Below are 20,055 nucleotides of genomic sequence, written 5' to 3'. Positions count from 1 at the left end.
CTGCACGCGATCCCGACAGGGGCTGCAGAGGTCGAGGTGACCGACTACTACGACCCCAATCAGGCCACCGTCACCCTCAAACTCGACCCGCACTACTCAGCCAAAGAGAACGCCCAGGCGGCCTTCGACCGTTACCGTCGTGCCCGGCGCATCCTCGACAAAGTCCCCGGGCTGCTCGCCGAGGCACGTGCCGAAGGCGAGTATCTGCAGGGAGTCCAGCAGCAGGTGGAGACGGCGGAGGACACGGCGGAGCTTGCGCAACTGGAAGAGGAGCTGCGCCGAGGAGGGTTCCTGCACGAACAGGCGAAACGAGTTCGCAGCCGCGATCGGAGTGGCACCGTCGAACCCCGGCGAGCGACCACTCGGGACGGCTACCCGATGCTGTATGGGAAGACCGGAGCGCAGAATGACGCGGTGGTGCGGACGGCGGCCCCGGAGGACCTGTGGTTCCATGTGAAGGACGGACCGGGCGGACACGTAGTGATACGGACCTCGGGGCGCCCCGACGAAGTTCCGGAGAGCAGCCTCCGTGAGGCTGCAGCCCTGGCGGCCAGTCTCAGTCATTGGCGGAACGACGCCCACGTGCCCGTGAACTACACCGCGCTCAAGCACGTCCACAAGCCGAAGGGCGCAAGGCCCGGCTTTGTCACCTACACCGATTTCCGGACGCTGCACGTGGATACCGGACATGAGCGTGGGTGACGCGGGCTGCATGTGGCACCTCTGATAGTGTTGCTCGCGGGGGAGGCCCCTGGGGCCATCCTGCTACCATGAGGGGAGCACACCGATGCCGGTCGAAGGCTACTTGCTGGGTACACACCGAGACGTCCCCAAGGTGGTGCCCCAGCTCACCGCTCTCTCGAACACAGCCTTTGCCGAGTACGACGGGGCCATGCCCGTAGAGGACGCCTTCACCCGGTGGTATCTGAAGCGCCCTGGTTCCCGTCCCGAGCTGTGCCCGGCTGCCTTGTATGAAGGCAAGCTGGTGGCGAACGTCCTGGTGGCGATCGAGGACCTGTACCTGGGCGGAGATTTGCTGCGCTGCGGAATCGTCGACACGGTGGCCACCCATCCCGACCACCGCAAGCACGGACTGGCACGGGCCTTGATGGACGACGCGCATCGGCTGATGCAGGAGGCAGGAGCCGAGGCCGCCGTCCTGTACACCAATCCGGACGGGCATCCCTACCGGTTCTACCAGCGTCTCGGGTACCTCCCACAGGCGATGGGAGCTGCTCTGTCCTGCCGACGCCCCGCGGGTCAGCCGACGCGCAAGGTCGACGAAGCGACCGCCGCTGAGGAGGGCGCTGTGCGGGCCTTGCTGGATGACTACTACCGCGGCTGTGGGGGCTATGCGCCGATGGTCGAGGACCTGTGGCGGTGGCATCGCCGGGAGCGGCCTGTGGAGATGCCGATCCAGCTAGCGGTAGTGCGCAGTGCAGCGGGCTTGCCGGTGGCTGCCCTGGCCCTGGCTGAGGTTGAGCTTCTGCTGGAGGGCAATCCGGTGCCTGCCTCGGTGATGAGCGACTTCGCCTGCGCACCGGGGGAGGACCCGCAGGAGTGTCTGCAGGCTCTGCTGTCCGCAGCGCCGACGGAGGAGGTCTTGGCGATCGTCGATGTCACCTCGCCCGAGCACGCACTGCTGCAGGGCCTCGGTGCTCAGACCGCGGTGCGCGAGGCGTCCCTCGCCTTGCCCTTCACCGACCGGGCCCATGAGGCGCTTGCGTCGACCAGCCGGCACTGGTACTTCATGATCGAATCGCTCGTTGGGGTCTGACACCGCCGATGCCGAACAAGCCAAGGGACCGCAAAGAGCTCGGGTTCTTCGAGCATGTCGAGGAGTTGCGGGCACGGATCATCCGTTCCGTGCTCTACATCACGCTGGGTTCAGCAGCGGGGTGGATCTGGCGCGAGCCGCTGCTTGAGTACCTGCGACGGCCCGCCGAAGTCGGCGCCAAGATGGTCGGGGTCGACAACCTCCCCTTCCGGGTGTTCGAGCCGCTCGGCGGCTTCATGATCGCCATCCAGGTCGCCCTGGTCGCCGGGATCATCCTCGCAGCGCCACTGGTTCTGTACGAGATCTGGGCCTTCATTGAGCCGGCGCTGGAGGAGCGCGAGCGCAAGTATGCGATCGTCATCCTGCCCTTCTCCGTCTTGCTCTTCTTTGGCGGCGTAGCCTTCTGCTACTACGTGTCGCCCCGCGCCTTTGCCTTCCTGTTCTCCATCGACCAGACCCTCGGCGTTCAGATCGAGCGCACGCTGCAGCCCTACCTGTGGTTCATCCTGCGCCTGATGCTAGGCTTCGGTCTGGCCTTCGAGTTGCCGCTCGTCCTGATGTTCCTGGGTGTGATCGGGCTGGTGAACAGCCGCCAGCTTCTCGCCTGGTGGCGCTATGCCCTGGTCCTCATCTTCGTGTTCGCAGCTATTGTGACGCCGACGGTCGATCCGGTGAACATGACCATCCTGGCCGCGCCGATGATGGCTCTGTACATGGTCAGCATCCTCCTGGTGCGTTTCGTCCAGCGCAAAAAGGAACAGGCCGAGGAGGGCGTGCTGGAGGAGGAGTACAGCATCCCGCAGCCCGACCCGGAGGAGGCGGAAGATACCACCCGCGAGACCTATGAGGAAGCCCATGCCGCGAGTGAGGCGAAGCAGGACGAAGAGGCACTCGAGGCCGAGTTCGTGCCGGAGCCGGAAGTGAAAGCGCCCGAGGAGGCCGCAGAGCCGACTGACACGCCCGACACTCCGGGCGAGGACAGCGCGACAGACCTCAAGCCTCCGGATCGCTGAGGGACAGAAGCTAACCGGATATGAATCGGGCTCCAGACACGCTCCCCGGATCAGGGAGGCAAGGTCTGGAGCCCGTTGTGTTCTGGGTGGTGGCCTGCGGCTACTTTGCGCCGTTCGTCGGCATCTGGGGCCGGCTCTCGATGATAAGCAGCCGGTTCAGGGCGTTGACGAAGGCCTTGGCGCTGGCCTCGATGACGTCGGTGCTGGCCGCCTTGCCAAGGGCATCGATGTCGCCGCTCTTGACCCTCACCGTTGCTTCACCCATGGCGTCCTTGCCGACGGTGATTCCGCGCAGGGAGAAGTCCTCGAGGGTGACTTCCATCCCGGTGATGCGCTCAATCGCCTTGCAGGCGGCGTCAACCGGACCATTTCCGCAAGCGGCGTCCTGGAACTCCTCGCCCTCGTGGGACATCCTCACAGTGGCAGTCGGCATGGTCTGCGGCCCGGAGGTTGTCTGGAGGCTCACAAGGGCCCAGGTCTCGGGCATGGTGTCGGTCGCTTCGCGCATGATGATCTCCAGGTCCTCATCGTAGACCTGCTTCTTCTTGTCGGCGACCTTCAGGAACCGCTGGTAGATGTTCTCCATCTGCTCGTCGGTGATCTCGTAGCCCAGGTCCTCGAGACGCTTGCGCAGTCCGTGCTTGCCGGAGCGCCGACCGAGGGTCAGGACGTTCGAGGCCAGACCGATGTCCTCTGCCTGCATGATCTCGTAGGTCTGCCGGTTCATGATGACGCCGTGCTGATGGATGCCTGCTTCGTGGGCGAAGGCATTCGCGCCGACGACGGCCTTGTTCGGCTGGACGACGAAGCCGGTGAGGTTGCTGACCATCTTGGAGGTCTTCATGATCTCCCTGGTCACGATCCCGGTCTCGCAGTCGAACATGTCGGCACGGGTCTTGAGGGCCATGACGATCTCTTCGAGAGAGGCGTTTCCGGCGCGCTCGCCCAGACCGTTGATGGTGCACTCGACCTGTCCGGCACCCGCGCGAACCGCGGCCATGGAGTTCGCGACGGACATGCCCAGGTCATCGTGGTTGTGCACGCTGATGACCGTGCGGTCGATGTTGGGCACGTTCTCAAACAGGTAGCGGAGCGTGTCGTACATCTCCCAGGGCGTCGTGTAGCCGACGGTATCGGGGATGTTCACGGTGGAGGCGCCGGCCTCGATGACCGCCTCGACGACATCGCGCAGGTAGTCGAGGTCGGTGCGCGTTGAGTCCTCGGCGGAGAACTCGACGTTCGGGCAGTAGGCGACCGCATGGCGCACGGCCCTAACCGCTCGCTCGAGCACCTCGGACTTGGTGCTGTGGAACTTGTACTCGATGTGCAGGTTGCTCGTTCCGATGAAGGTGTGGATGCGCGGCTTGTCGGAGTACTTGACCGCCTCCCAGGCCGCGTCGATGTCCTTCTCCGTGGCGCGAGCCAGCCCACAGATCTGCGGTCCTTGGACTTCCTTGGCGATCCGAGAGACTGCCTCGAAATCCTCGGGGGAGGAGATGGGGAAGCCGGCTTCCATCACGTCAACCTGCAACCGCGCCAACTGGTGGGCGATGGCCAGCTTGTCGGACATGCCCAGACTCGCGCCGGGTGACTGCTCGCCGTCGCGCAGGGTTGTATCGAAGATGGTGATTGTCCTTGGCATTTTCGGTCTCCTTGTGATATGCAGTGGCGGCGCGAAGGCCTGGCACTGCGGATTCTCGCAGCAGCGGAGTCGCCCCCAGGGCAGCCGGTTGGGTCAGGCTGCGTGGGGGCCGCCAAGGATGAGGCCGATCCTGGTGCAGCGCATCTGGTGCATGTGTGTTCGTGCCCCTGCATCTAGTGAAGGTATGGGAACCGGACGGCCAAAACAAAAGCCCTCCGTCTCCAGAAGAGACGAAGGGCATGATGCCATCCGCGGTACCACTCTTGTTGGCTGCCGAAGCAGCCCGCTCAGTCCGTGCGGGAGGTCCTGCGAGCGGTCGACGCCCGGGCAGTCACTCCGATACGGCCTTCCTTGTAACGGTGGAAGCTCCGGCGGTCCCTACTGGGCTTCGTTGCTCCTGCTCATGCGCAGGTCGGCAAACAGGCCGTTCAGTCCGCGACTCGGGGGCGAGCTTCAGTGCGCTTCGACTAGCCGCTTCCAGCCAGGGGATCCGACGTCGATCCCACGGGCGGCCTCTCTGTTAGTCTCCTCGCACCTACTGTTCCCCGTCAGAGTCTGTAATCGTATTATGTTACCGTCATTATAGACTGCGGCCCCTGGAGCGTCAAGGATCAGGCGCCGGTTTCCTGGGCCTTGTTGCCTTCTTCGAGGCACTGAACGAGTCTGGCATGTTCGGCGGCCCGGACGGGATCGATGCGAAGGGTCTGGTAGAGGTCGGCGAGAAGGCGGTGGGCCCGCAGTTCCTCCGGATCGAGGCTCACGGTTACCTCGAGCGCGCGGATCGCCCAGTCTATCTTACCGGCCTGCAGGAGGGTGACGCCGAGTTGCAGGTGGGCTGCCGGCTGGTGGTGCAGGAGGCCCACTGCGCGAGTATGCGCATCGATGGCTTCCTCCAGTCGTCCCTGCTCCCGCAAGGCGATGCCGAGTCCGCTGTGTCCCCGGGCGTTACAGGGGTCGGCGGCAAGCGCCGTCTGGAAGGCTTGCTCCGCTTCCGCCCAGCGTTCCTGAGACAGGTAGACCATCCCCAGTTGCAGCTGAAGGTCTGGGAGATTGGGCTGCGCCTCGGCGGCGATCCCGAACTGTTCGAGCGCGCCCTGAGTATCGCCCTCCAGTAGCAGCACACGGCCCTTCACGAGGTGTGCCCAGGGACCCTCCGCGCGTGCAGCGAGGATCTGATCTGCCAGGTCGCGGGATCGCTTGTAGTCGCCGGTCCGCAGAGCTAGTTGCGCCATGAGAAAGGTCATCGAGAGATCAAGAGGACCCTTCGCGGCAAGCTTCTCCATCTCAGCCAGCGCCTCAGCAGGTCGACCGGTGCAGGCGTAGACGACTGCCAGGCTCCGCCGTCGGTCTTCCTCCAGTCCCTCCAGGGAGGTGTCCTCGATGTATCCGAGGTCAACCAGCCGCTTGATAGCTTGCGCAGCCACCCAGGGATCCTCCTCCTCCTGGCTGCCATCGGCGACAGGCTGCGTCTCGCCGGTCTCGTAAGTATCGGTGGTCTCCCACGTGAGCGTGCCCGCAGGCCAGATCTGCCTCAGGACCTGCCCCGGCATGTCCGCCGGAACGGCCAGTCCGAGGGCAGCGAGCACCGTCGGGGCGATGTCCAGCAGTCCGGCACCGAAGACCAACTCGTCCTGTCGGGTCTGGGGCCCAGCCGCTACCAGGATGCCATGCGGACGATGCCAGGCAACGGGCTCACCGTCCGCCATGTTGGGGCTGCTGTCGGGCCGGAGGTGGTCGCTGTGGAAACCGTGGTCGGAGATCAGCAGCGTGAGGCAGTCAGGACCTGCGAGCTCCAGCAGACGCCCCAGCATCATATCGTGGAACCGGCAGCAACTGGTCATCACGTGCTGGTAGCGCTCGAAGTCCTCGTCCGAGACCTGCGGCAGCTTCGGCGGGTGGAACTCCATGAAGTGGTGTGAGAACCGGTCGAAGGCCTCGAAGTAGACACCCAGGAAGTCCCAGTCCTCCGTCTGCATCAGGAGCGTGGCGAGAGCCTGGGTTGTGGCCATGTCGGCGACCAATCGGGGCAAAGTGTCGGCCCTCGGGTCGGACCGCACTCCAGCGTCATCCACGCGTACGAAGTCGGCCATCTCACGCAGCGTGAGATCGGCCGGACGCACGACTACCTGTGCCAGGTCTTCGGCCAGGTCGCCCGGCCAGACGGCAGCAGGATTCCGGACTGCTCCGCCGGCTTGCCTCGGTGCCACCGAGAACTGGTCACTGATCACGAAGCCGTTGATGCGTTCCGCCGGGTGAGTCGCCAGCCACCGCACGACCCCGACCTTGAGCCCGGCGTCCGAGAGGAGGTTCCACAGAGCCTTGCAGTGTCGGCTTGTGCTGCGGACTGGTCGTGGCGAGCCACTCCCAGGGTCTGGCTCGGCGAAGCCAAGGATGCCGTGGGCGTCGGCATGTTTGCCGGTGGCGATCGAGGTCCAGAGCATGGGGGAGAGCATGGGCTGCAGCGAGGACAGATTCCCCATCACTCCGTTCTCGACCATCGCCTGCAGGTTGGGCATGAGGCCCTTCTCAAGCAGTGGGCCGAGGATGCGCCAGTCGGCTCCGTCCCAGCCGACGATCAGAACTCGCTTTGCAGGGTGTGTCACGTGTTCGCTCCGCTCTGAGGCACACAAAAACGCCTGAGGACCCGTGACGGTCCCCAGGCGAACACGGTGCAGGTCAGTTGGTGTTGGGCTACTCGGTCTCTTCGGCGTTGTTACGTCGGCGCTTGCGCTTGAGGACTACCAGTGCTGCGGCACCCAGGGCCAGGGTCGCGAGGGTTCCGGGCTCGGGAACCGGGTCGCTCTTGGTCTTGCCGGCAACGATGGGGGTGTCGGCATTGGTTTCGTAGGCCCACCCGTAGACGTCGAAGCGGCTGGCCCCATTATTCCACAGCACATCGAACCAGCCGTAGTGCGTCGCTCCGCCTCCGTCGGTGTACTGCACGCCGCCGAACTGCCGGGCTCCGTCACCGATGTCTGCGTAACCACCGTTGGGAACTCCGTAGTAGAACGAGTGGTATGCCGCTAGCCCGCCGTTGAACCCGCCGACGAAGGACGAAGGCCCAATGAGGTCGCCGGAGTTGAAAGCGACGATGCTTCCGTTCGACGCTACGGTTGCGCTCCCGCTGCCGTAAAGGTAGGTGTTCAGGTAGGAGTAGCCTCCGCCTGTATTGCTCAGCCAGCCGTACTGGGTGATGAGTGCGTTCGAAGGGTCTGGGCTTCCCTGGTCCAGCGGCCCCTTGGTAAGGTGAAAGGAACCTATCTGCGGCCAGACATAGGACAGGCTGGAGTTGTCGTGGTAGATGATGTCGGCATAGGCCGCGGTCGACCCGCCGAGGAGACTGGCGGCAAGGCCGGCGCCCCCTGCGAGGGCTGCTAACTTGCGGCGCTGTGTGACACTTCGTAGCTCTGCATTACTCATTCTCTACGTCTCCCGGTGCGCAGCAAAAGTCAATAATGCTTGACAGTATCTGTGTATGGAGCAAGAGAAAGCCTTCACAGAAGATTATAGCATGGGTTACCGATAGTTGCCAATACAGAATTCAGCAGCCAGGCCATACTGACATACGCCCAGAGAGCGTCCGGGGCGTGAGACGGGCCTTCCCAGGCTTGGCATGACAGGCCTGAGAAGGAGAGCCCGCTCCCGAGGTGCGCAGGGAGCGGGCTGGGAAGTGCATAGGAGAACCGCGCAGCGCGGCTCTTCTTACCGCTTGTTGTCGAGCGTGTACATGGACAGCTGTCCAGGCGTGTCGACATAGGTGGCCTGGATCTTCATCCACTTGGCATGGCCGTCGGCCAGGACGAAGTTGGCGCCCTCGTTGTGCCGCGGGAAGGGCGGGCACCAGGTGTACTGCGTCTGGTCGTAGGGCGCATGCATGATCCAGTCCGGGTTGGTGCCGGCAGAGACACCGATCGTGTACTTCTGAGTGGGCTCCACATCGGCAAGAACAATCGTGGAGGCGGGGAACTGGATCTTCGACTGGTGCGTCGCCGAGTTCCAGTTGGAGACTCGGTAGTTGATGCTGTAGCTGATGTAGGAGCCAGGGTGCGACGGGCAGACAAAGACCTGCTTGTTCTTCACGTACGGGTAGATCCGTGAGCACCACCACTTCGCGGTGACATCATTGGCGCCGTGGGGCTCGTTGATGGTGAAGTACTCATCGTAGTCCTGGGCGTACATCATCAGACCAAGACCGAGCTGCTTGCAGTTGTTCAGACAGCTTGAGGCACGGGCCTTCTCACGAGCACGGGCGAAAACCGGGAACAGGATGGCTGCGAGGATCGCAATGATTGCGATCACGACGAGCAACTCAATCAGCGTGAAACCACGTCGTTCCATGTCATTGACCTCCCTGTCGGGTTGGGCCCCTCCCTGTGGGGGGGCTGCGGCTGAATGGCACGGCCACACACGCTAGCAGTGCATGTCCAGATGGTCCGTCTTACCGCCAAGGGGTGGCGCCGCAGCGCCGGCGGTGACGGGGAAAGCCTCAGTTGTTACTGCTCGCACCACACTCCCGGAGCGGGCGGTGTCAGGACCGACTCATCGTACTGGGGCTCGCGCATGCCGGCGTTGTAGAGCTCCCGCTTGCGCTTCAGGTACCACAGGTATGCTTCGTAGGGCACGTCGGCCGGGACGCGATGATCGCAGAAGGGGATGAACCCTCCCTGGTCAACCGTCGGCTTGAGGCGCTGCAGCTCGGCCTCGATGCCTTCTGCGCCCTTGTAGTAGGCCATCTTGTCAAAGCCGCCGCAGAGACGCAACTCCCGGCCAAACCGCTCGCGCATGGCCACCGGGTCCGATCCTGCGCGGACCTCGATGGGGAACATACAGTTGATGCCTCCCGCGAGGAACTGCGGGAGGATCGGGACGATGTTACCGTCGCAGTCGGTCCAGGCAAGGTCCACACCGTGCAGATGCAGCAGGTCGGTGATGCGCTTGTAACGCGGCACGATGTAACGGTCGAAGAAGGCCGGTGACAGGAGGGGACCGCTGTTGAAGCAGATGTCCTCCCAGCCGGCGCCGAAGTCGAACCTGACTTCCTTGAGCGCGCGCTCGATCACCGTGCAGACCAGGACACAGAGGGTCTCGATGATCTCGTCGATCAGCTCAGGGTCGTCATAGGACATCAGGGCGATGTTCTCGAAGCCGATCCAGTTCCGGGGCCAGCCGATCATGGAGCCGATCCCGATGGAGACCGGGTACTCCGCTTCCTTTGCCTGCTTGACTCTCGCGTCCCAGTCCCCGGGGTATCGCCCCGGATCGTCGGGGTTGAGGCGTTCCTTGAACAGTTCCCAGTCCGCGCGGTCTTTGAGGCCGAACTCCAGGTAGTGGGGGATCGTGCGGATGACGCCCTTGCGCTCGTGCTTGAGGGCCCGTTCGCTGTCGCGGTACACGACGAAGTCCTCGGTCTCCTCAATCACTTCGCGCTCGAAGCCGGGGTAGAGACCGATGCCGACGGGGAATCCGCCCCAGTTCTCGATCCCGAAGTAGTCGTAGGCCTTGCGCTCGTCGTCGATCTCGCGAGGCAGCCCTTGCTGGTGCCAGTTCGGGAGCGTCTCAGCCCAGTAGCCGAACTCGAAGAAGGGGATGCGGTCCACCTTCTGGTAATGCATCGTGCGCTGGAAGCGCTCACGAAGGGTCAAGGTCTTGTCCGCCTTTCCACCGGATTGGGCAGGTCGAGCTCACCGGCATCTTGGAACCACGGTATGCTTCGCCTCGGTGCCTGCACTGACCTTCCTGTCCTGTTGGTAAAGAATCCAGCCCGGAAGGGGCTTCGTCGATAAGACCGGACGTTTCTTGCTGCGCGGCTTGAAGGCCACTGAGGACAGCCTAGCTGCACAGCTCACGGACTATCTGCGCATTCATCGCGATCTGGTTCAGGTGCTCCTGGTACATCCCCACGACCACGGCGTCCGTCGGCTTGATGTTGGCAAAGACGTACTCGAAGGCCTCGCGTATGGCCTCCGGGCTCGTGCACTTGCGGTTCGCTGCGAGTACCTTGAAGGCCAGGCAGGGCTTCGGCGTTGCCCGGATCAGCGCGCACATTCTCTCCCGGTCGGCGTCGTCGTAGGTCTCATTCGGGGTTCCTCCGGAGGCCACGTAGCCGTCGGCGCTGCGGTGATCACCCAGCGTGTACATGCAGGTCATGTAGAAGTCGACGTCCCACTCGTGCTCCTCGCAGTACTCCACCACCTGCGGCAGATGGGTGCCCATGCCCACGATGACTCCACAGTCCCGCATGGTCGCCAGGAGGTCCCTGATCTCATCGACACGACCTTCGCGCCACAGGGCGTCGGTCCGGCTGCCATGGTGGTAGATCCCGATCGCCCCGGCTGCGGCGGCCTGGCGGATGTTGCCGTGCAGGTCACGCATTTCGCTGGCGGTCTGCGCGATCCACTGCATCGTGCCTCCAGCGTTACGGTACTCGCGGAGCGCACGCAGGATATGCTTGTCGCCGCGCGACTGCATAGTGTTGAGGCCCTGACGCTCGCACTCGAAGAGCGTCTCCACGATGCGGGCATTGGTGTGGTAGTCGAGAAACGCCTCGTCCAGATCAAGTGAGAAGTGCGAGCCGCCACTGAAAGGGTTGCCGCCGATGATCAGGCGGGTGAGGTCATGGCTGCCGATGCGGATGGTGGGAAGCATGTCGTCTCCTGTTACGGCTTGTCTGAGATGGTTACGTCTGTCAGGGCCTGGCGGGGGTGCATTGTAGCTCCCAGCCGGGGCCGAGGATGACGGGATGTGAAGGATCAACTGGTACTAGGTGTAGCTCGAGCACCCCGCTGCGCAGGTCCAGAACATGGCAGCCCGGCGGCAGGTGCCTGAGGAGATCGTGACTGGTGAGAATCACATGACGAACTCCGTGAAGGCGGATCGGCGTCTCCAGGTAGCGGGTGATGCGGTGCCAGCCTGCGTTGAAGCGGCCCACGGTCGCGGCGTCATCAGTAGGGTACATGTAGGTCGGGAACCGCGGCAGGTAGTACATGGCATGCCTGAAGTCCCAGGGACGGCCGCCGTCGGGCGCTCGCGACTCCCGTGGCACGGAGGAAGAGAGCACGACACTGCTGTCGGGGTCCAGCTGGCGGGTCATGGCCGCGGCGCCCTTCCACGACTGCTCAAGGGTCTGGCGTTCACGGTACGTCTGATGGACCGTAACGCCGCCGAGAACCAGGAAGGGCGCCAGGAGCGTCAGCAAAGCAGTCGGACGGAGCTGCAGGCGCTGGACCGCCCATCGGCCGCTCAGGGCCACGGCCAACCACAGGAGAGCGGCCACGTTCAGCAAGTAGTACATCTTCCCGATGTGCAGGAGTAGGTACACCGCCAGAGACGGGACGATCCCCAGGAGCAGCAACCACGACAGGGGCCGACGCAGAGTCTGGTGAGCGGCAAAGGGTACGGCGAGCACCAGCGGAGCTCCCGGGAGCAGGAGTTGCTCAAGGCCCTCGGCGACCAGCCGGCCATTGGGGAGCAGCCACCTCACGCCGGACGTCACCGGAGCTCGGCGGGTCACGAAGCCGGACATGATCATGGACAGGGTGTGGAAGAGGCCGTCGTAGCCCCCCATCATCACTCCCATCGCGATCACCCAGGCGAGAGTCCCCATCGCCGCAGTCACCAGTCCCACGAGGAAGGGGCGGCGTCCACTGACTGCCAGGGCCACCAACCAGAGAGGCGCCAGGAAGACGCCATCAGAGGGGCGTACCCCTGCGAGTGCCGCGAGGGCCACAGAGCCCCCGATGACCTCCATCGGTCCTCGCCGTCGCAGCACCACCAAACGCAGGGCGCACCAGCCCACCAGGGCCGAGAGTGCACCGGAGGCAGAATGCGTGTCGCCCTGTGTTGTGTCGTTGATCAGCAAAGGTGCGGTGAGAGCCATCAGCCCGGCGAGCAGTCCAGCGAAGCTCCCACCGATCTCAGAGGCCATCCGGGAGGTGACTGCCACCAGAACCGCACCGCAGAGCCCGCCGAGGACAAGCAAGGCCGACCAGCCATCCCCGGTAACCAGCCGCAGGGCCCTCCCAAGCATGACATACAGGAAGTAACCCGGGGGATGGGGCAGGTGCTTGGCAATGTCGTACTGGTCGAGAGCCAGTAGGAACTGCACCGAGTCCCACTGGATGGGGCCTCCGCACCGAAGCGGGTACCACAGAGCAAGACTGATGGCAGCCAGCAGGAGGGGAACGAACCAGCCTCCGGCTAGGCCTCTGGGTTCTGTGGCCTCAGACGCGCTTGCGGGTATGGCATGGTCCTGGATTGAGAGACTGCTAGGCATGTTCTATGGACCACATCCAAAGTTCCTCGGTAGCTGGCAATCCGGCTGACTACTCCAGGCACAGGTCCGCATGACAGCCCGTCTGTCGCCCCAAGATGCCACCCTCTGGGACCACATGGGGCCGGTCATTGACACTGACACCAGCCCTGACTATGATTGAGGCGACCGAAGACCTCGTCGTTGTCACGTCGAAGGCTGGTGCGCGTATTGCTGGTTGACAGGGCGCCGGCTGGGGGCCCCTCGTCGGAGCGATCAGCAAAGGGTGCCAGGGAACTGGGTCGGCGTGCTGATACCCACAGACTGGGACTCAAGCAGTTGCCACGCAAACTAGTGGCACGTGGTCTCAAGACGCGTGCCGCAGGTATCGTGCTGATCTCCCTACTAACGACCTTCGCCGTGTGCCGCTTTTCGTCCTCTCTATCGGTGCCCGAGTTCGCACTTCTTGATCTTCTCTTGTCGTCGCGACCTGCCCAGGCGCCGGACCCAAGGATCGTCATCGTCGGTGTCGAGCGCGCCGACATCGAGAGACACCAGGCGAACCGGCTGGCGGAGTGTGCATGCCAGCTCATCCGGCGCGATGACCTTGGTGCGGCCATCAGCAGGACCAAGCATGCCGGGGCATGCGTTGTGGGGGTGGACATCTCCTTCTCGCAGGCATGTCCGGTGGGCTTGCCGGAGCGTCGTGCCCACGATGGTCCCCTGGTTGCGGCCCTGCTCGAACCACCTGACACGGTACTTGTTGCCGACACCGGGTCGACGCCCGACAAACTCTTCTTCGAGGCCCCTCCCAGGGGCTTCCTTCCGACGACCGATGTCCTGATCGGCTCGCCGGTCCTCTACAACCCGCACGGCGTCATACGCGGAGTATCCCTGGTCCAGTGTGGGGCTCCGCCGGAGACACCTCGGAATGGGACTGAGCATCTCGTCATGCTGGGCGAGCAGGTGCCACCGCTGTCGGCGGCCGTCTACTCCGCCTATGTGGGGGTGCCCTGGGAGCTTCCCGAGCCAATCGATGACACGCACGTGAGAGTTGCCGACCTGGTGGTGCCGGTGTGGGCGCACGAGCGCACACGCTTGATGACGTCGCTGATGTCGGGCCAGGAGCAGCCGACCAGTGACTACGCCATGCTCATCGACTGGGCAGGGCCGACGGGGACCTTCCCAGTCTACGGGCTCAGCGAGGTCCTGCGGGCCGAGCCTGAGGAACTGAAGAAGCGTTTTGGCGGCAGAATCGTGCTGATCGGTTCCTTGCAGGACCGGAAGCGGTCAGCGCTGCTGGGGAGCGCAGTTCGTCGGGCGACCCCCCTGGTGGATCAGTCCGCTGAAGCCGCAATGAGCGGCGTCGAGATCCATGCGAACGCCCTCAACACACTGCTGCAGCGCCGATGGATCAGACCGGTGAGCACCCCGGTGGCCTGGGTGGTGATCTTCGCCGCTGCTGTGCTGGCCTCCTGTGCCTTCCGCTTCCTGGGGATCTGGCGGGCCCTCATCGTGGCGCTGGTTGAGGCCGAGACCGTTGTGGTAGCCGCCCAGTTGCTGATTCGGCACGATGTGTGGCTCTACGCCGCCGTGACGGTGGAAGGGATCGCCGTGTCATCGGTCGCAACAGCGCTCCTGGGTCTGGCCATGGCCAGTGACCAGGTCAAGCGTCTGACGGGGCAGATTGAGGCACGCGACAGTGTGGCCTCCACCCTGGTGCATGACCTGAAGCAACCTCTGGCGGCCATCAGCGCCCTGGCCGAAGTCCTCCGGATGCAGCAGCAGCGTGGCACGACGCCCTCTCCGGAGCTCTTGGCGCGCATTCAGCAGCAGGTGCAGATGGCCTTTGGCGACATCGACGAGTTCCTTACCCTCGACCATCACCGGGAGCTTGTCCTGGAGTGCAGCGATTTCGATGTCGCCGCGCTGGCGAAGGACTTGGCAGTGGCACACGGTGCTCGCAGTCCGGTTCATAGAGTCGAAGTGGTGGCGCCGCCGGAGGGAGTGTGGCTCGCGGGCGATCCACGATACCTGGCACGTGCTCTGAGCAATCTTCTCGACAACGCCATCAAGTACTGGCCCGAGGGTGGCACAATTCTGGTGTCTATTGCTCCTGGTCCACCAGTATGTTTGGTCCGTGTCGCCGACGGAGGTATCGGCATTCCTGCGGAGAAGATTGGCAGGGTCTTCGAACCGTATGAAAGAGCCGTGCCCGAGGGGCTTCAGGTGCCGGGGACGGGGATCGGGCTGTCGTCGGTCCGTCGTATTGCGCAGGCTCACGGGGGCGATGTGTGGGTCGAGAGCAAGGTCGGTCAGGGATCAGTCTTCACGCTCGCCCTGCCGACCGAGCCACCACCATCGACGAGCGCGCCCCAGTAACGGGTGATTCTCATGCGTCTTGACCACGTAGCACGATGCGGTGTTCTCTGCGGCCTGGCACTGGCCCTTCTGCCGGGGGCGGTTTGGTGCGCTCCGGCGTCTCGGGCGAGGCTCGAGCAGGTGACCGGTGTTGTAAAGGTGCAGCGGGCCGGGAAGGGTCCGTGGGTACAGGTCAGCCGGTGCCCCTTGGCCTCCGGCGACCATGTCCAGACCTTCCAGAAAGCACAAGCGACGATACTCATTGATGGCGCGCGCGTCAAGCTCGGGCCTCGCACGCACGTCGTCATTCCTGCGGCCAAGCCCCAGGCGGCTGCACGAGGTCTGACCCGCCTGTGGGCGATTGCCGGGAAGGTGTACGTCTGGCTTCTCGGTGCGCCCAGACTGGAGATCGGCACCGAGGGCGCCATCGCTGCTGCCTCGGGCACGAAGTTCCTTGTCGAGGTAGGGTCCGATGGTGTGACCACCGTGACCGTGCTTGAGGGAACGGTCAGGTTCTACAACGACCTCGGGAGTGTGGCGGTCGGTGCGAACCAGCAGAGTCACGCGGCTGCCGACATGGCCCCGACGCGTCCGATGCGCGTTGATCCCTCCGGGTACCTTCAGTGGGAGGCATCCCTGGACAACGTCGGCCTCGGATGGGAGATGCGCCATGCACCCTCGGCCACCGCGGCACAGGTTGACGCGACCCTGACACAGGCACGGCAAGCGGCTCAGGCGAACCCCGGCGATCTCCGGGCACAACTCGCCCTGGGTGATGCCCTGGAGGACGCCGGCGATTGGTCCGCTGCCGAGGCCGTCTACACCGCCCTGGCACAGGCTACCCCTGCTGTTCCGCGAGCGCAGACGCGCCTGGGCTACAACCTCCTCCTGCAGGGACGGACTGCCGAGGCTGCCGGCGCCTTCCAGGCTGCTGCGGCGCTTGCCCCGACTGACGCCCTGCCGGTGATCGGTGCTGCCCTGGCGCAGGTCTCCTCGCTCCAGGAGGACTCACTCAAGCAGGCTGCTGCACTGGCTGCGCGGGGCGTCTCAATGGCTCCGACCGAGTCGCTGGCCCAGATTGCCGCCGGGCTGGTAGCAGTTCGGAGCGGGGATGCCCAGAAGGCCGAAGCGGCCTTCGAGCGTGCCGTCGCTCTGTCTGCGCAGGCCTACCAGGCTCACGCTTATCTCTCCGGCGTACAGCTCGCCGAGGGCAAGAAGGAAGCAGCCCTGGCCTCGGCGCGACGGGCAGTGGAGTTGGCGCCGGCTTCGGGTCTGGCGAACGAAGCCCTGGCGACCGCCGAGTTCTATGCCGGCGATTTGAGCCGGGCCCGCCAGGCGTCCGAAGTGGCTCTGCAGGCTTCGCCGAACTCGGCGGCAGCTCACCTGGTCGCCTCCGATATCCGCAACGCGCAGGGCGACCTTGAGAGCGGCCTGCGCGAGGCTCAGCTTGCCGTGACGCTCGACCCGGAGTTTGGCGCCGCCTGGAGTGCGCTGGGCATGTCCTACCTGGCGGCCAACGACCTGGCGGGGGCGCAGAAGTCCTTCAGCCATGCGGTGGCGCTCAGCCCGAACCTGGTCTCAGCACGCACTGGCCTCGGCGTGACCTATGCGAGGCAGGGCAAGCTCGCGGCTGCCGTCGAGGAGCAGAAGGCGGCCATTGCCCTCGATGCCTCACGGGCGGCGACCCACAACAACCTGGGCGCTGCCCTCTTATCCCAGGGGGATCTGAGCGGTGCGGCCCGGGAGTTTGGCGCGGCAATTGAGGCACAACCCGACTGGGCTCTGCCTCATGCCAACCTGGCGATGTTGCAGCTGGACCTCAATCAGTACCCGGAGGCTGTCCGGGAGGCCGAGCTTGCTGTGCGCCTCGGTGACGATTCGGCGCGTCTGCACACCACGCTCGCACGCGTGTACCTCAGGCAGAATCGCACGGAGCGTGCCTGGGCTGAGCTGCGAAGGGCTGTGGAGCTGGACCGCGACTACGCCCTGGCGCACCTGGAACTGGCCGAAGTCTACGGCCGGCTTGGCCAGGGTCGCAATGCACTGTACGAGCAGTTCGCGGCGCTGACCAAGCAGCCGGCGGCCATGGTGGAGGGACGTGAGTACTCCCGCACGGAGGTCGATGCCGCTTTCGGTAGCTTCCAGGGCAAGGTGAAGAAGGACGGGCGGGGCGACAACGGCCAGAACAGCTACTTCATGGCCCTGCAGCACGAGAACGACGACTGGGACCGCCTCCAGAGCGACTGGAACCACACCACCTTCCTGGGCATCGCGGGCCGGCAGACCAGCGCCGGCAAGGCCGATGTCGCTTACCTGAGCGTCGACCATGAGGACCGCGACAAGCCGGGTCGGCTGCTGAGCACCGGAGAGCCCGAGACGCCCGGCTACGAGAGCGCCTTCGGCGGCTACGACTTCCGCTATCTGGGTCGTCGCAGCCTGAGTTCGCGTAGCGACCTCACCTTCAAGCTCGGGTACCGCGACGATTCCGAGAACGACTACAACCCCCAAAGCCTGCTGACCAACACGGACCCTGTGCGGGGTATCAGGCTCTCCTCCGAGGGGCCGATGGCGGAGCTGCGCTTCGACAGGCAGGGCTCCGGCGCGAACTCCCTCGTGGCAGGCGCGGCGTACTACGGCGAGAAGCGCGGTGTGTCGGGAGTCTTGGGGAAGATCGATCCCACCTCGACCATCGACTGGCAGGACTACCGTGATGAGGTGAACCGTGATTCGGCGACCTTCTACCTCGAGCGCGAGCTGACGCTCGACCACAAGACTCGGGCCATGGTGGGCGGACGAGTAGCGGTTGCCGAGGAAGCCTCACCGGTGTGGCGGGCCAAGGCCTGGGTGCGTCGCGACCTCGGCGGCGGCCAGACCCTCGTCCTGCTGACGCGCCCACTGTTGCGTGACGATGCTGCCGAGTTGGCGCCGGTCGATCTATGGTCGGCGCGTGAACTGGAGTCGCCGCTGGATCTCGCTGACGGTGGATACGAGCAGAGCTACGAGTTGCAGTACCAACTCATGCCACGAAACGGGGCACTGCTGCAGTTGACCGGCTTCTACCGGTCGCTGAACAACTACCTCGTTGACCTCGAGGACCCGCAGTGGAGTCCGGCCAGAGCCAGCAGCTTCCTGAGCAAGGGCAGCCTCTACGGCGCCGAGGTCGAGTGGGAGAGCTGGCTGAGCCGGAGCCTGAGCGCGGGGATCTGGGGGCGGCTGAGTAACAGCGAGAATGACGAGATCGAGGGATGCGAGGTCCCCTACATCCCTCGTCTGGCCGGAAAGGCGCGTCTCGACTACCTGGGTCGGAGCGGCCTGCGTGTGGGCCTGACCTGGAACCATACCGGGCAGCGGTATGCCGATCGAGACAACACCGTGCGCCTGGGTTCCTATGGCCTTCTGAACCTGCGGGCGGAGAAGCAGTTCGACCCGCGGAACATGCTCTTTGTGGATGTCGAGAACCTGACCGACAAGCAGTACGAGTACTGGCAGGGGTACCCGGGCCGGCCGCGAAGGGTACGCGTGGGCTTTGAGATGCGGTTCTAGGGGGAGTGGCGGGCTGGTAGACCAAAGATAGGCGGCCCACGGACGTAGGGCCTTCAGGAGGCAGACGCAGTATGACGCACCGCATCCTAGTGGCACTGGCGGCAGTCCTGGCTGCCCTGTGCCTGAACGGTTGCTCGGGTAGCGGAGTTCCCGCCGACCGAGCGCGTGCAGCAGACGTGCAGACGGTGAGTGAGCACAACCTCTCTTCACTGCTGACGACCAAGAGCTGGTTTGCCATTCTGCACCATAGGGTGGTATACACGGACGCAGCGCGAGCGGCGATGCCGGCGGCGCTGCAGAGGACAAAGGGCCCGGCACGGAACATCGCGACCCAGCAGGGAGGACCGCTGGAGTACCACGAGGAGCCGATACCGGGTGAGCCAGGAGGGTACCACTACTGGGGTACCAACTCTGACGGGACGACGTATGACTACCTGTGGCACGCCGATGGCTCCGGGTCGGGCACGCAGACGAGGCCGGACGGTCGCACCATGCATACCGAGTGGGACGCTGCGACTTGGTCCGACGACGGTATGGAGTTGTGGGTCACGATGCGGGAGACGACCTGGGACGGTGCGCATCTGGACTACGTCTCCCACGTCAGCTTCCGCTCTGCCGACACGCCGCAGGACTGGACGGGAACCGCCAGACTCGCTGACGGTCGCACGATGAGCTTCGAGTTCCATCGTACTTTCATGGGTGAGGACCATCTGGTACTGAGCTTCCCCGATGGTTCGAAGCTGGACCTCCGCGTGCCGCTGACCGCGATAGAGGGGGCGGCCTACTGGCCGATCTTCTCACAGGGCGCGACCGGGACCTACACGGGAGCCGATGGGGTAGTGCTCCAGATCAGGATGACCGGCGCGGGCGAGCGCTGGGACCACCTGGAGTTCACTGCACCGGACGGCACCACGGGGTCCTTCACCTTGGCAGAGGACTTCTCCGGCACGGGCACGATCTCGCGGAACGGGCAAACCACTGCGACCCTGCATTGGTCGAGCTCCTTCGATGGGGTACTCGATCTGCTGTCGGCCTCAGCAACGCCGACCACTCCATCGGCTGCAGCCCGGGACTTCCAGATCGACCGGTGGATCTCCACCATCGCCGCGATGGGTCCGGCGCCAATGTACTGATACGCCGGCTGACAGAAGGGGGGAGCTGGGAACCGCGCCTGACCGGATTGTGGTTGACGACGCCTGTCGCTGCTGCTTCTATCCGAGCGTCTATGCGCCGCATCCCAGGGAGGGGAGATGACATGCCGCAGGTCACGGGTAAGCTCTTGAATGCGACACAGTCCAACCATCTCGCGTTCCATGCCTCGACGGCAACAGACCCAACTGGCAACGGTCTCTACCACACCGACACCGATGCGAGCGGCAATTTCGCAATAAACATACCGGTCGGCCAGTACCGGATCGCCGTCAACCACAGTTGCTGGGCAACTCCCGACCCGCTCAAAGTGGTGCCGATG

Annotated in this window: 14 protein-coding genes; 7 read left to right on the top strand and 7 right to left on the bottom strand. The window is 64.5% G+C overall.

Annotation, left to right across the window (positions count from 1 at the left end; all coding sequences use genetic code 11):
• The 3 genes from ABFE16_18945 to tatC all read left to right on the top strand — a co-directional run.
• Positions 1–702, top strand: a 702-nt coding sequence (locus ABFE16_18945; protein MEN6347376.1) for an NFACT RNA binding domain-containing protein, incomplete at its 5' end; no start/stop codon positions are given.
• An 85-nt stretch (positions 703–787) separates the two neighbouring features.
• Complete coding sequence (locus ABFE16_18940; GenBank protein MEN6347375.1) at positions 788–1,777, top strand: GNAT family N-acetyltransferase; 990 nt, start codon at positions 788–790, stop codon at positions 1,775–1,777.
• A gap of 8 nt (positions 1,778–1,785) precedes the next feature.
• On the top strand, positions 1,786–2,790 hold the full coding sequence (gene tatC / locus ABFE16_18935) for a twin-arginine translocase subunit TatC (GenBank protein MEN6347374.1): 1,005 nt from the start codon (positions 1,786–1,788) through the stop codon (positions 2,788–2,790).
• A 100-nt stretch (positions 2,791–2,890) separates the two neighbouring features.
• Here tatC and ABFE16_18930 read toward each other — a convergent pair whose 3' ends face one another.
• The 7 genes from ABFE16_18930 to ABFE16_18900 form a co-directional block, all read right to left on the bottom strand.
• Entirely contained in the window at positions 2,891–4,432 is a 1,542-nt protein-coding gene (locus ABFE16_18930) for a 2-isopropylmalate synthase (GenBank protein ID MEN6347373.1), read from the bottom strand.
• Between the two features lie 611 nt (positions 4,433–5,043).
• On the bottom strand, positions 5,044–7,035 hold the full coding sequence (locus ABFE16_18925) for an alkaline phosphatase family protein (protein ID MEN6347372.1): 1,992 nt from the start codon (positions 7,033–7,035) through the stop codon (positions 5,044–5,046).
• An 88-nt stretch (positions 7,036–7,123) separates the two neighbouring features.
• Entirely contained in the window at positions 7,124–7,852 is a 729-nt protein-coding gene (locus tag ABFE16_18920; GenBank protein MEN6347371.1) for a PEP-CTERM sorting domain-containing protein, read from the bottom strand.
• 282 nt (positions 7,853–8,134) lie between these two features.
• The gene (locus ABFE16_18915) at positions 8,135–8,770 is read right to left on the bottom strand and encodes a DUF1559 domain-containing protein (GenBank protein ID MEN6347370.1); all 636 of its coding nucleotides are present in this window, start codon (positions 8,768–8,770) and stop codon (positions 8,135–8,137) included.
• A gap of 155 nt (positions 8,771–8,925) precedes the next feature.
• On the bottom strand, positions 8,926–10,074 hold the full coding sequence (locus ABFE16_18910; protein MEN6347369.1) for a uroporphyrinogen decarboxylase family protein: 1,149 nt from the start codon (positions 10,072–10,074) through the stop codon (positions 8,926–8,928).
• A 187-nt stretch (positions 10,075–10,261) separates the two neighbouring features.
• Positions 10,262–11,077, bottom strand: coding sequence for a hypothetical protein (locus ABFE16_18905; GenBank protein MEN6347368.1), 816 nt, complete (start codon positions 11,075–11,077; stop codon positions 10,262–10,264).
• A 40-nt stretch (positions 11,078–11,117) separates the two neighbouring features.
• Complete coding sequence (locus ABFE16_18900; GenBank protein ID MEN6347367.1) at positions 11,118–12,704, bottom strand: hypothetical protein; 1,587 nt, start codon at positions 12,702–12,704, stop codon at positions 11,118–11,120.
• Positions 12,705–13,019: 315 nt separating this feature from the next.
• Between ABFE16_18900 and ABFE16_18895 the strand changes: the two genes are divergently transcribed.
• From ABFE16_18895 to ABFE16_18880, 4 genes are all read left to right on the top strand, one after another.
• Complete coding sequence (locus ABFE16_18895) at positions 13,020–15,062, top strand: ATP-binding protein (protein MEN6347366.1); 2,043 nt, start codon at positions 13,020–13,022, stop codon at positions 15,060–15,062.
• 120 nt (positions 15,063–15,182) lie between these two features.
• Positions 15,183–18,584 carry a TonB-dependent receptor gene (locus ABFE16_18890; GenBank protein MEN6347365.1) on the top strand — a complete coding sequence of 1,134 codons (3,402 nt, stop codon included), beginning with the start codon at positions 15,183–15,185 and terminating at the stop codon, positions 18,582–18,584.
• A gap of 71 nt (positions 18,585–18,655) precedes the next feature.
• Positions 18,656–19,717, top strand: coding sequence for a hypothetical protein (locus ABFE16_18885; protein MEN6347364.1), 1,062 nt, complete (start codon positions 18,656–18,658; stop codon positions 19,715–19,717).
• Between the two features lie 122 nt (positions 19,718–19,839).
• Positions 19,840–20,055 (top strand): hypothetical protein (locus ABFE16_18880; GenBank protein ID MEN6347363.1); only part of this gene is annotated, 216 nt, incomplete at its 3' end.

The sequence above is a fragment of the Armatimonadia bacterium genome, from assembly GCA_039679385.1.
Taxonomy (GTDB): domain Bacteria; phylum Armatimonadota; class Zipacnadia; order Zipacnadales; family JABUFB01; genus JAJFTQ01.
Note: the sequence above shows the minus strand (reverse complement) of the source record. Positions and strands in the feature narration are given on the sequence as shown.

What these genes read in the sequence shown, in the direction of transcription:
- ABFE16_18940 (MEN6347375.1), top strand. Translation starts at nt 788, where the DNA reads ATGCCGGTCGAAGGCTACTTGCTGGGTACACACCGAGACGTCCCCAAG.
- tatC (MEN6347374.1), top strand. Translation starts at nt 1,786, where the DNA reads ATGCCGAACAAGCCAAGGGACCGCAAAGAGCTCGGGTTCTTCGAGCAT.
- ABFE16_18930 (MEN6347373.1), bottom strand. Translation starts at nt 4,432, where the DNA reads ATGCCAAGGACAATCACCATCTTCGATACAACCCTGCGCGACGGCGAG.
- ABFE16_18920 (MEN6347371.1), bottom strand. Translation starts at nt 7,852, where the DNA reads ATGAGTAATGCAGAGCTACGAAGTGTCACACAGCGCCGCAAGTTAGCA.
- ABFE16_18915 (MEN6347370.1), bottom strand. Translation starts at nt 8,770, where the DNA reads ATGGAACGACGTGGTTTCACGCTGATTGAGTTGCTCGTCGTGATCGCA.
- ABFE16_18905 (MEN6347368.1), bottom strand. Translation starts at nt 11,077, where the DNA reads ATGCTTCCCACCATCCGCATCGGCAGCCATGACCTCACCCGCCTGATC.
- ABFE16_18900 (MEN6347367.1), bottom strand. Translation starts at nt 12,704, where the DNA reads ATGCCTAGCAGTCTCTCAATCCAGGACCATGCCATACCCGCAAGCGCG.
- ABFE16_18885 (MEN6347364.1), top strand. Translation starts at nt 18,656, where the DNA reads ATGACGCACCGCATCCTAGTGGCACTGGCGGCAGTCCTGGCTGCCCTG.